The 12,013-nt window shown below is 71.8% G+C and carries 8 protein-coding genes, 1 tRNA gene and 2 pseudogenes; 7 read left to right on the top strand and 4 right to left on the bottom strand.

Features of this window, described 5'->3' with window-relative positions:
- Positions 1-199: pseudogene (locus tag AW27_RS34220) on the top strand (hypothetical protein); the annotation flags it as partial.
- Positions 200-850: 651 nt separating this feature from the next.
- Here the strand turns inward: AW27_RS34220 and AW27_RS34215 are convergent.
- Both AW27_RS34215 and AW27_RS34210 read right to left on the bottom strand, forming a co-directional pair.
- A complete protein-coding gene (locus tag AW27_RS34215; RefSeq protein WP_304949978.1) occupies positions 851-1,171 on the bottom strand; it encodes a lamin tail domain-containing protein in 321 nt (106 codons plus the stop codon).
- Positions 1,172-1,814: 643 nt separating this feature from the next.
- Positions 1,815-2,799 (bottom strand): annotated as a pseudogene (locus tag AW27_RS34210) (MsnO8 family LLM class oxidoreductase).
- Between the two features lie 313 nt (positions 2,800-3,112).
- Between AW27_RS34210 and AW27_RS34205 the strand changes: the two are divergent.
- The 5 genes from AW27_RS34205 (at position 3,113) to AW27_RS34185 (ending at position 9,709) form a co-directional block, all read left to right on the top strand.
- Positions 3,113-4,015 (top strand): hypothetical protein, encoded by a 903-nt coding sequence (locus AW27_RS34205; protein ID WP_304949977.1) that lies wholly within the window; start codon positions 3,113-3,115, stop codon positions 4,013-4,015.
- A 497-nt stretch (positions 4,016-4,512) separates the two neighbouring features.
- Positions 4,513-5,535 carry a hypothetical protein gene (locus AW27_RS34200; protein WP_304949976.1) on the top strand — a complete coding sequence of 341 codons (1,023 nt, stop codon included), beginning with the start codon at positions 4,513-4,515 and terminating at the stop codon, positions 5,533-5,535.
- Between the two features lie 1,265 nt (positions 5,536-6,800).
- Positions 6,801-7,343: a hypothetical protein gene (locus tag AW27_RS34195; RefSeq protein ID WP_037930428.1), complete on the top strand. Its 543-nt coding sequence runs from the start codon at positions 6,801-6,803 to the stop codon at positions 7,341-7,343.
- A gap of 755 nt (positions 7,344-8,098) precedes the next feature.
- Positions 8,099-8,923 (top strand): MerR family transcriptional regulator, encoded by an 825-nt coding sequence (locus tag AW27_RS34190; RefSeq protein ID WP_037930422.1) that lies wholly within the window; start codon positions 8,099-8,101, stop codon positions 8,921-8,923.
- A gap of 354 nt (positions 8,924-9,277) precedes the next feature.
- Positions 9,278-9,709 (top strand): hypothetical protein, encoded by a 432-nt coding sequence (locus AW27_RS34185; RefSeq protein ID WP_037930419.1) that lies wholly within the window; start codon positions 9,278-9,280, stop codon positions 9,707-9,709.
- Between the two features lie 165 nt (positions 9,710-9,874).
- Here the strand turns inward: AW27_RS34185 and AW27_RS34180 are convergent.
- Both AW27_RS34180 and puuE read right to left on the bottom strand, forming a co-directional pair.
- Positions 9,875-9,949 (bottom strand) — tRNA-Trp (locus tag AW27_RS34180).
- A 74-nt stretch (positions 9,950-10,023) separates the two neighbouring features.
- Entirely contained in the window at positions 10,024-10,950 is a 927-nt protein-coding gene (gene puuE / locus AW27_RS34175; protein ID WP_037930510.1) for an allantoinase PuuE, read from the bottom strand.
- 650 nt (positions 10,951-11,600) lie between these two features.
- Here puuE and AW27_RS34170 point away from each other — a divergent pair.
- Positions 11,601-12,005, top strand: coding sequence for an aggregation-promoting factor C-terminal-like domain-containing protein (locus AW27_RS34170; protein ID WP_037930416.1), 405 nt, complete (start codon positions 11,601-11,603; stop codon positions 12,003-12,005).
- Positions 12,006-12,013: the final 8 nt, after the last annotated feature.

Raw genomic sequence — 12,013 nt, 5'->3', positions numbered from 1 at the left:
CGGTGGCCCGCTCATCGCCTGGGACGCCCAGAACGCCCGCATCCGCACCGCCGCGGCACAAGGCGCCACGGACATCGGCTACCGCCCGCTGCCCATCGCCAGCCTCGCCGAACCCTTCTTCACCACCGCCTACAGCCGGGACTGGTCGCCGGCCTGTGTCTCCCGCTGGTACGGCATCGACCGAATCCACCGCCGCTGACCCCCCCCACCACACACACCAGCCCCCGCCCGGCCCGCTCGACGCACACCGGCCGGGCCCGGAGGGCAGACCACCCCCACCGCGGACTCCTCCCGCCGTCCGGCCCACACAGCCCCTCCAAGACACCGCCGGCGCCCCCTGCCCCTGCCGCGCACCACGAGCGGGTCCGGCAGCAGGCCCGCCCGCCCGGGACCGGCCCGCACCTCGCCGCGAGACCCGCCCCGGTGGCCGGGTCAGGCCTCGCGGTCCATCACCCGGCGGGCCGCCTCGGCCTCCGCCGCCGGCGGCGACAACTCGTCGAGGGTGTCGAGCTCGTCGTCCGAAACCCAGCTCCTCCTCCCACGCGGCCGCCAGCCGCTCCTGCTCCTCGCGCGGCCTTGCCCGCCACGGCCTCCCGCCGCAGCGGCTCCAAAGCCGCCAGGAAACGCCCGACCGCGTCCGCCGTCATGCAGTACTCCTACACATCGTGGGACAGGGGGAGAACGCGCCGCCCGCCGGGCCGCGCCCGGCCCAGCATCGCCAACCGCCCCCCGCCACCAGCCCGACACGGCACGCCGCCACCCGAATGCACCCGCACCCACCCACCTGCGCACGACTGCGGGTGCCACGGCCCGCCCGGCCGTGACACCCCGCCCCCGGGCGGCCCGGCGGTCACCGTCCCCGTCGGGGCGACCGCCGACCGGGATCAGCCGCGGTGCTGGTGCCCGCGACGGCCCAGGACTCGGTGTCGACGACACCGCCGCGGTGGTCGCGCAGAGTGGCGGTGTCGCGGTCGTCCCAGATCTGGCGGGTGCGGCCCTGGTAGAGGTCGTGGCGGCTGTCGCGGCCCCGTCCGGTGTGGACCTTGACGGCGGAGCGGCCCTCCAGACGGAAGTCGGGGAAGCGGTAGCGGTTGCCCTGCTGGTCGGTGAGGGTGTAGCCGCGGAGGTTTGACGCCGCTCCGGCCGGTGTTCCTGATCTCGACCCATTCACGGTTCAGGGCGCGGTTGGAACGGTCGCCCCGAAACCGGGTTGTCGTGGCTGACGTCGCCGATGACGAGGGCGGAGTGACGGCCGTGGTGGTCGCGGCGGTGGTCGTCCGCCGCGGCGGGCACGGCGGCGGCTCCGGCAAGGGTGCCGGCCGCCAGGACAACGGCGAGGACACGGCGGATGGCGGGGAAGCGGACATGGAGGAAGAACCCCTTCGACGTCGACGAACGGCCCCGACCGGCACCAGCACACACGGACACGAATACGCATACGGGTGCTGCCGGTCTGGCCTGAAACAAATCCCGGCGCTGGCCGAGGAGTCACACTCTGGCCCCCGGCGCCCCCCGGACACCGCCCGCCCGACCCCCGTTTCCCAATCCGGATATGTCCGTAACCCTCCCTTGTATCGGGCAACCGTCAAGCCCCGATTGACGCCCCGAACACGACAGCTCGCCACCCGCCGTGACACGCCTGCGCAGCAGCCCCCCCACCGCCCAAGCCCCGGCACCCGCCACGACCCACACCCCTACGCCGAACGGGTGCACGGCCCTGTAACAGCCACCCCCGCCACTCCTTCGCACACGCCTACGGAAACGGTCCAGGCGTACGAGAAAACACCCCGCCACCCCCGCCCCGCCGACACGCCCTACGGCGCCGTCGCCCCCCAGTACTTCCTGACCAACTCATACGAACCGACCCGGTCACGCAGGTCGTAGACAGGCGTGGTCAGCATCAACTCGTCCGCCCGGTCTCACCCGCCAGGTGCGCGAGCCGCTCCACCACCACCCCCGGCGCCCCGACCGCCTGCTGCGCACGGAAACCGTCCAGCGCCTGCCGCTCCTGCTCGGTGAACGGATGGACCGCCGCCTGCGCCGGCGTGGGGAACGGCACCTCGGCTCAGCCCCTTCAACAGCCCGGCCTTGACGACGTTCATCGGACCCGCCCGCCACACCGCCTCCTCCTGCGTCGGCGCACACACCGTCTCCACACACAGCAGCACCCGGGGCCGCTCGCACCAGCGCGACGGGGTGAACGCCGCCCGGTAACCCTCCACGGCCGTAAGGGTGTTGTCCGGGCGAATGTGATGCGCGATCGCCACCGGCAGACCGAGCGCCGCGGCGAGAGAGGCCCCCGCGACACTGGAAGCCAGCAGCCACGGCTCCGGCAGCGGCCCGAGCGCGACCTCCTCCACCAGGAACGACAAGATCGCGGCCACGTCGTCGCGGTACTCCGCGTCCGACGCCGGCCCCGCCCCACGGCGAAGCGCCCGCGCGACACCCTCGTCGAACGTGCCCGGACCACGCCCGACACCCAGATCGATACGGTCCTCATGCAAGGCGGCCAGCGTCCCAAACTGTTCCGCCAGCATGATCGGCGCGTGGTTGGGGGCCAGCACCCCGCCCGAACCGAGACGGATCACCGAGGTCGAGGCAGCCGCGTGCGCCGTCAGCACGACCGGCGGGAACGCGCCGATCGCGGGGGAGTGGTGATGCTCCGCGTACCACAGACGGCGATAACCCAGCCGCTCCACCTCCTGAGCGAAAGCCGCGGTGTCCCGCAGGGTGTCCACGGCGCCGGGTGCCCGTCTGCACCATCGCGACTTCCAACGCTGAAAGAGGTATGTCGAGCATCCCGTCAGCATAGGGATCACCCTCCCCGACAACGCCCCCGATGATCGTTTTTCGCGCCACCCCGGACGGCCACACCCGTCGGCCGGATCCCCCAAGCTCTCCAAATAACCCGCATGCGAGAAAACGTCAAGCCCCGAATTATCGGAACATGACCGCCGCCACAGTGAATGGGCTTACTGGTTACGCGGCCCCACCGGAAAGCCAGAAAGTCGGAAAGCCGGAGAGGCCGTGGACGCGATGGAAGCAACCCCACATCGCGGAGGCCGCGAAATGACGGGCCCTTTCAGGGCCCAATTCCGATCAGGAGAAAACCATGAACCGTAAGTTCGAGACGTCCCAGCCCCGCCGCAAGCGCCGAGGTTTCCGCCTCGCGACCGCCGTGGCGGCCGCCGCCATCGCCGGCGGGATCCTCATCCCCTCGACCTCCGCGATGGCGGCCCCCACCACATCGGTGGAAAGCGTCGTCAGCCACAGCAAGCACGACCACAAGAAGCACGACGGCAACCACCACGGCAAGAAGAAGAAGCGCAACAAGGGCGGCAACACCCAGGGCGGTACGCAGGGTGGCGGTAACGGGAACACCCAGGGCGGTACGCAGGGTGGCGGTAACGGGAACACCCAGGGCGGTACGCAGGGTGGCGGTAACGGGAACACCCAGGGCGGTACGCAGGGTGGCGGCAATGGGAACACCCAGGGCGGTACGCAGGGTGGCGGCAATGGGAACACCCAGGGCGGTACGCAGGGTGGCGGTAATGGGAACACCCAGGGCGGTACGCAGGGTGGCGGTAATGGGAACACCCAGGGCGGTACGCAGGGTGGCGGTAATGGGAACACCCAGGGCGGTACGCAGGGTGGCGGTAATGGGAACACCCAGGGCGGTACGCAGGGTGGCGGTAATGGGAACACCCAGGGCGGTACGCAGGGTGGCGGTAATGGGAACACCCAGGGCGGTACGCAGGGTGGCGGTAATGGGAACACCCAGGGCGGTACGCAGGGTGGCGGTAATGGGAACACCCAGGGCGGTACGCAGGGTGGCGGTAATGGGAACACCCAGGGCGGTACGCAGGGTGGCGGTAATGGGAACACCCAGGGCGGTACGCAGGGTGGCGGTAATGGGAACACCCAGGGCGGTACGCAGGGTGGCGGTAATGGGAACACCCAGGGCGGTACGCAGGGTGGCGGTAATGGGAACACCCAGGGCGGTACGCAGGGCTGACCAAGCCAGCCGAAAGACGCACCACCTCGCAGAGGCTCTCTCTGCGAGGTGGTGCCGTCCCCTTCAGCCGTTGCCCGCCCCGACCCACGTCGGGGCGGGCAACGGCTGAACCCGTACCAGGCCCCGAAACCCAGCCCGACGGGCGAGGAAGCACCGCCGAGCGCGGCCCGGTCCACCCCGCAGCTGCCCCCAGGCACACCATGGGCCACCAGCCCCCACCGCCAGGCGCCACACGACCACCCACCCTCATACGAGATTGTCAAGCCCCGAATCTCCGTCGCTTTCTCCCCGCGCCCGAAAACGGCAATCTGGAGACAGATAAACCGATCGGCCAGTAAACGGAACCGAGGCACCTGGCAAGCCGAATCCCCGGCTCGCAGAAAAACTCGGAATCCGGGTCGACCATTCAAAGGAGATTTAAATGTCGAGGAAGAAGCGCGTCGCCAACATTGCCGGTCTGTCCTGTGTCACCGCGATACTCGCCGGAACGGCGGGGAGTGACATTCGCTTCCCAGGCTTCCGCACTTTCGACCGCAGCCCCGGCGGCGGCGGTGTGCAGCCTGAAGAACGGCGAGATCCGCGGCAAGGGCTTCGCCCTCAAGCAGACCTACGACGTCAAGCGCAACGGGAAGACCATCGCCCGCGCCGCCACCGGACCGAAGGGCGACATCCGGGTCGAAATCACCGGCAGCGGTCCGGTCTCCGTAGGCACGGTCCGATGCACCCCGACCGGATCCGCCTCCACGAAGGCCGACATCGCAGTGGCAACAGCACGAGGCACAGCCGCAGCCCAGCAGGCAGCGCGAGGCGGAGCCTCCAAGGCGCAGGCAGCCGCCATCGGTCGAAAGGCAGCGGCTTCGGAAGCGAAGAAGCTCGGGCTGGCGCCCTCCGTGGTGAACCAGGTGACCAACAACGTAACGAACATCGTCAACAACACGATCATCGGCGGTTCGAACAACACCATTGGTGGCACCCAGATCGGTAATGGCAACACCCAGGGTGGTACGCAGGGCGCCGGTAATGGCAACACTCAGGGTGGAACCCAGGGTGGCGGCAATGGCAACACTCAGGGCGGTACGCAGGGTGGTGGCACCGGGAACACTCAGGGTGGAACCCAGGGTGGCGGCACCGGGAACACTCAGGGTGGAACCCAGGGTGGCGGCAATGGCAACACTCAGGGTGGTACGCAGGGTGGTGGCACCGGGAACACTCAGGGTGGTACGCAGGGTGGTGGCACCGGGAACACTCAGGGTGGTACGCAGGGTGGTGGCACCGGGAACACTCAGGGTGGTACGCAGGGTGGTGGCACCGGGAACACTCAGGGTGGTACGCAGGGTGGTGGCACCGGGAACACGCAGGGTGGTACGCAGGGTGGTGGCACCGGGAACACGCAGGGTGGAACCCAGGGTGGTGGCACCGGGAACACTCAGGGTGGAACCCAGGGTGGCGGTAACGGCAACACCCAGGGCGGAACCCAGGGTGGCGGTAACGGCAACACCCAGGGCGGAACCCAGGGCTGACCAGCAGACCAGCGGCCGGTGGTCGAGTGCGACTCCTCGCAGAGGCAACCTCTGCGAGGAGTCGCCGTATGTGCGGCGCGGGCTCAGGCACCGCCCGCGCCGGCGGGTGTCGGCCGGGCGGTGTCGGGTAGGTGCCTGGTGCGGGGTGCGGTCCTGGCCCTCATGGCTGCGACGGGGGCCGTACCTCGCCCGCTTCCCCTCCCGCCCACACCGCCAGTCCGCCTGTCCGGTTCGGGTACTCGACGCGGTGCCGGGTGCTACGCGGAGATCACTGAGGGGACCACAATGCGTGTCTCGTCGGCCCCGGAACCCGTGCTGCGCCTGCCGACCGGTTCCGAGAGCTCGTCCGGTGCGGGCGACGCCCTTGCGGGCAGCGCCGCAGTCGCGAGGCGGCCGGAGGCGAGAGCGCTGCCCCACACGCTGTGGTCGCAATCAGTGCGCCTCGGCGGCGAAGACCGGCAGCCGGCCGATCTCCAGCGCCCCGGGCGGGGGCCGCGGCGTCCCGTAGAGGGGGGCGGGGCCCGGTCGTCGCCGGCACCGGATCGGGGTAGAGCCTGCCGCCCGCAGCGCCGCGCTCCGGTCGGGACGACGGACCTCGCGGCCCGCGCCGGTGTCCGCTCGCGGTGATGGCCGGGGTCGCCTCCAGCGTCTTCGCCGAACCCGCAGACGGCCGTGTTGCCCGTACACCTCCGCGTACGGGCGCGGGGCGCAGGCCCGGTTCAGGACAGGACCATCGTCCGCACCCGCCGGGGGAATTGTGCGCCGCAGACGGTGCCCAGGAACGGCAGACGAGGCAGTCGGAGCGCTGCCCGCAGGCGGCCACGGAGCCGGCGCCGGCGCCCCGCCGGCCCGTTCCGTGGGCGTGCTGACTTCCCGGGAGTTTTCGCCCGCCCGCTCCGCCGCCCGAATCGCCCGCACCCGCCACGGCCGACAGGCCTCCCGGGCGCGTCCCGGGCGGACCCCGGGCCCACTTGTCCTGTCCCGTCCGGTCCCCGTCCCTTCCCCTCCCCTTCCTGCCCCTGTCCGGCGGACGGCCGGACGGGTACGCGCCATTGACAGGACCTGCGGGACGTGCGAAAAAGGCCGAAGACCCCAGGTCCGAGGCCGCGCGATGTCCGTTTCTCCGCTGCCCGGCGCCGCCACCGCAGACGCCGCCCGGGACGACAGTCCGCGGGGTCCACCCCGCCGCGATCGGCGCCACGTCGGTGCGACCGGCCGCGACCGACCCACCTGAAACACGACGATCGGACCCCGACTTGACCCTCATGCCCGGATCCCGCGTGCCCGGCCGGACCTGGACGGTCCGGCTCACCGGCCACGCCGATCACAGCGCCTCCGTCACCTGCAGCACCGAAGCCTGCCGGATGCCGCCCCGTTCGAAGGACACCGCGGCCCTGAAACGGTTCGCCGCCGAGCACGTCCGGGCCCACGCCCGGTTGGCGACCGTCCGGCCCAACGCCGCGTGCGCCTGCCGGGCCGCGCAGTGCGCCTTCCACGAGGCCCGCACCCAGTGCACCGGCTCCGCCCTCCTGGTCCTGGTCCACAACCCGGCCGTGGGACAGGTCTGGACGCTCGCCGAGATCTGCCAGTCCTGCGCGCCGCTCATCGCGCACACCGCCATCCTCGGCAGTGCCCGACCGCCGGCCCGCCAGGCCCCGCCCGCGGCCGCAGTCCCCACTCCGGCCACCGCACCGGCTGCGTCCCCCCTGCCCGTGGCAGGCGGGTTCTCCTCACCGCAGGCTGCCCCGGAGGCCCCTGCTGTCCGCCGCCGCCCGCGCCGTCCCATGCGCCCGCGCCGCACCGCCTGACCGCCCGACCGCCCGTGGCTGCGCCGGGTGTTCCCCGATGGCGGTCGTCGGCGACAGAGGCCAAGGCGGGGACGGCCCCCGCCGCACGGAGGGCGGCCAGCGCGGCAGGAGCGGCACCGCAAGCCCGCAAGCCCGCAAGTTCGGGAGCCGGACGGCCCGGCGGAAGCCGATCGGCTCGATCACGCCGACCTCGTGGCTCCCGTTGGGCCGTTCGCCCCCTTCCTCCTCGGGCGGAGTGACACGCACCTCCACCTCGAGGGTGATGCGCAGGACGGCAAGCCGGACGACGGGCTGGCCGATGTCCCGCAGCAGACCGCCGCCCCGGCGAGGCGGGTGTCCAGGCCGAGTTCCTCGGCGCGGCCGCGGCGGACGGACGCGCCCATGCCGTCGCGGAACACCGGAGCCGCGGCGCGGACCGGACCCTGACGGAGGAGAAGACGCGGGACAGGACGGGGGAGAAGGAGGGAAAAAGGGGGAGAGGAGGTGAGAGAAGGGGAGAGAAAGGGGGGTGCGGTTCCCCTCCTCGGACTGGAGGCCTCCGGCGGACTGCCCCCGATGGGCCGCGAAGCCCGCCGGAACCCCCTCGCCGGCCGCCTCAACTCGTCCCGGGCCGCCGCCCCGCGCCGCCCGGGGCCTGCTCGCCGTCGCGCACGCCGCCGCCCGCTACTGTCGGCGCACCCCTGCTGGGCGACCCCGGTGACTGCTGAGCCCGCCCGGTTGACCCTGACCCTGGGGGAGAGGGGAGCGTAGCGGCCATGGAGGAAGAAGCACTGCTCAGCATCGGCGCGTTCGCCCGCCGGGCGCGGCTGTCGCACAAGGCCCTGCGGCTGTACGACCGCCACGGCCTGCTGCCGCCCGACCACGTCGACGCCGTCACCGGATACCGGTACTACCGGGAGAGCCGGCTCGCCGCCGCCCGGCTGATCGTGCGGCTGCGCGGGCTGGACATGCCGCTGGCCGACGTCGGCGCGGTCCTGGCCGCCCCCGCCCCGGAGGCGGCCCGGCTGGTGGCCGAGTACTGGGACGGCGTCGAGCGCCGCCACGCGGCACAGCGCGAGCTGGCGGCGCACCTCCGTATCCACCTGCTCGGAGGCGAAGGGAGTACGGACATGTACGAGATCAAGGAGCGTGAGGTGCCGCAGCAGCTGGTCCTCACGGAACAGCGGCACATCACCCCGGAAGAGCTGCCCGACTGGATCCCCGCGGCCCTGGGCCGACTGGCTCAGGTGGCACACGCGCACGGTGGCTTCTTCGGCCACCCGTTCGTCATCTACCACGGGGAGGTCAATGAGGACAGCGACGGCCCCGTCGAGCTCTGCGTGCCGGTGGACCCGGCCCGCGCCGGCCTGCTCCCGGCGGCCTCCCGCACCGAACCGGCCCACACCCAGGCCTACACCCGCCTCACCAAGGCGCAGACGGCCTACCCGCAGATCCTCTCCGCCTACGACGCGGTCTACGCCTGGGCGCAGCGCGAGGCCCGCACCACGGCGGCTGCGCCCCGCGAGGTCTACTTCGCGGACTGGTCCGGGATCGGCCCGGCCGACCCGGCCTGCGACATCGCCGTCCCCCTGGCCGGCTGACCGCCCGGCCGCGGACCCTGGGCCGGGGCCGATCCACCGCGCTCCCGGCCCGCGTCCACCGACTCCTGCGGGAGGAGCCGGGCAGGCAGCGACGCCTCCCGGCCCGACTTCGGCCCCGTGCCACGCCCCGCGCCCACCGGTCCTGCTGTCCCGGCCCCCGTACCAGGGCAGCCGCAGGGGCGCCGCAGATGCCAGGCGCCAGGAGCCGCGCGGCCTGTCACGCGCCTGTGACAGTCGGCGGACAGCTCCATGAAGTCAGACAGCCAGCCTTTTCCATAAGAGAACAAACCAGACATTTCGCACCGAGTTCTCTGGATCCGACCCTCCCCCCACCTCTCATCTGGAGTCGTCCTCATGTTCCGCACCACCTCCCGAAAGCAGCGCTTCGCCCTGTACGCCGTCTCGGCCGCGATCGTCGGAGGGGGCGCACTGGTCCCCACCAGCGCTTTCGCCGCCCCGGCCGCGACCGGCGCGACCTCGGCCGCTGCCCACGCGAAGAGCGGTCACGAGAACAGCGGCAAGAAGGAGGCGTGGGAGAAGGGTCAGAACCACGACAAGCGCGATAAGCACGACAAGCGCGACAAGGGCGAGAAGAACCAGAAGCGTCACGGCAAGAAGGACAAGGTCCGCGACGTGGAGAACATGCCGGGCTGCAAGTTCTACCAGGGCAAGGTCTACTGCGAGCACCAGCCCGACAAGCCCGCCCCGACCCCCAAGCCGGACACCAAGCCGGACCCGGTGGTCGTGGGCAAGGACAACCCCGACAAGGTCCAGACCCCCGCGTAGACCCGCAGGCGCAGGCCCCGCAGGCGCAGGCCCTGCGGGGCGACCGGCAGGGCCGGGAATGTTCGGCGCGAACCGGTCCCCACGTCACCCTTCGGTCGCCGGTCCCTGCCGGCGGCCGAAGGGTGACGTGGGGACGGTCGCGAGGTGGCCGAGGGGCGGAGCGGACGGGGCCGACCGGATTCGAACCGGCGTCCTCACGGTTTTGGAGACCGCGCGCGACGACCTCTGCGCTACGCCCCCGCCCGCCCGGCATCCTAGAGGCGTCCTGCGTCCTGCGTCCTGCGTCCTGCACGCCGTGCGTGCACGGTGTGCAGTCAGTCGGCGGGCGGGTGCGTGGCCAGCCAGTGCCGTGCGATCTCCTCCCGCGTGGCCATCCACGCCCCGCCCCGCTGCGCGACGTGTTTCAAGAACCCGTCGAGCGCGCGGATTCGCCCGGGCCGCCCGATGATTCGGCAGTGCATGCCGACGCTCATCATCCGCGGCCGGTCCGCGCCCTCGGCGCGGAGCGTCTCGAAGGTGTCGACCAGGTAGGCGAGCATGTCGTCCGCGGTGGTGAAGCCGTGGACGATCAGGAACTTGAAGTCGTTTGCGTCGAGGCTGTACGGCACCACCAGGTGCGGGCGCCGGCCGCCCGCCTCCACATAGAACGGCAGGTCGTCCGAGTAGTCGTCGCTGTCGTAGAGGAAGCCGCCCTCCCCGGCGACCAGGCGCCGTGTGTTCGCGCTGGTCCGGCCGGTGTACCAGCCCACCGGCCGGCGCCCGACGAGCCGCCCGATCGCCTCGGCCGTGCGTGCGATGTCGTCCCGCTCGACGTTCTCGGGCACGTGCCGGTAGTCGATCCAGCGCCAGCCGTGGCCCGCCACCTCCCAGCCCGCCGCCCCCATCGCGCGCGCCGCGTCGGGGTTGCGTTCCAGGGCCTGTCCCACGGCGTACACGGTCAGTGGCGCACGGTGCGCCGCCAGTGTGCGGTGGATGCGCCAGAAGCCGGCGCGCGAGCCGTAGGCGAACATCGACTCCACGTTCAGGTCGCGCCCGCCGGTCACGGGCGGCGCGCCTACGACTTCGTGGAGGTACCCCTCCGAGGTGCGGTCGCCCTCCAGGACGTTCTGCTCCCCGCCCTCCTCGTAGTTCAGTACGAGGCTGACGGCGACACGGGCGCCCCCGGGCCACGCCGCGCGCGGCGGCTCGGCCCCGTAGCCGGCGAGATCACGCCGCTGCTGCTCACGCTGCTGATCGGACACGGCCCGCACCCTACCGCCGGCCGCCCCGCCCGCCGCGAACCCGCGCCGCACCTCGCGCACGGCCTGCCCTCCCGCGGTCCGCCGCGGTCCGCCGCGGTCCGCGGCGTGGTCTTCCGGGCGATCGCGGGCGGCTCGCCCCGGCGACCTCGACCCCCGGCGGGTCCAGACCCGGGCCCTCCGTGGGCGTGCTCCCGACTCCACGTGCCGGACCGCGTCGGACAGAAGGACAGCCCAAAACTGTTCATTTCCTTTGAATCCAGCGCAATACGGACATTTGCTCGGTTTCTCAAAGGGGTACATCCAGTGACAGACGGTGAGGTCCGGGCGTCCCGGGGGTGACCCGCCCCATAGGACTCACGTCACACACGAACCGCGATAGTAGACCCCGCACCCCTCCCGTAACCCCCCTCATCCGGCTCCCACCTGCGCCCACCCCGCCCCGCCCGGCACCGGTCCGCCGGTCCCTGACTGCGAAGCCCCCTAGTAATGGCGGTCGTTGCCAGGGGGTCGGGGCGTCTGTAGAACTGGATGAGTCGCCGGGCGGCACGGGTCCTCACCCGCCGCCGACGAACCCCTCTCCACCGCGTGAGTGGCTCACGCATGCCCCAGGCATGCCGCGACCGCCCTTGTCCCCTGTGGAAGGTATCTCCGTGTCCCACTCCGTCATCCGCCGCATCGCCGCCTCCAAGAAGGCCCTCGCGGGCACCGTCGTCGCCCTCGGTGTCGCCGGTTCCATGCTCGCCGCGGTTCCCGCCCAGGCGGCCCCGACGAGCGCCAAGGCGATCGCCCAGCAGATGATCAAGGACCCGGCGCAGTTCGCGGCCTTCAACAACATCGTTTCCCGCGAGAGCGGCTGGAACCACACCGCCACCAACGCCTCCTCCGGCGCGTACGGCCTGGTCCAGGCCCTGCCGGCCTCGAAGATGGCCTCCGCGGGCGCCGACTGGAAGACCAACCCGGCCACCCAGATCAAGTGGGGCCTGAACTACATGAACGAGCGCTACGGCAGCCCCGTCGGCGCCTGGAACTTCTGGCAGACCCACCACTGGTACTAAGCCGCCAG

Source organism: Streptomyces sp. PCS3-D2, assembly GCF_000612545.2.
GTDB lineage: Bacteria > Actinomycetota > Actinomycetes > Streptomycetales > Streptomycetaceae > Streptomyces.
This window is presented reverse-complemented; position numbering and strand designations above follow the sequence as displayed.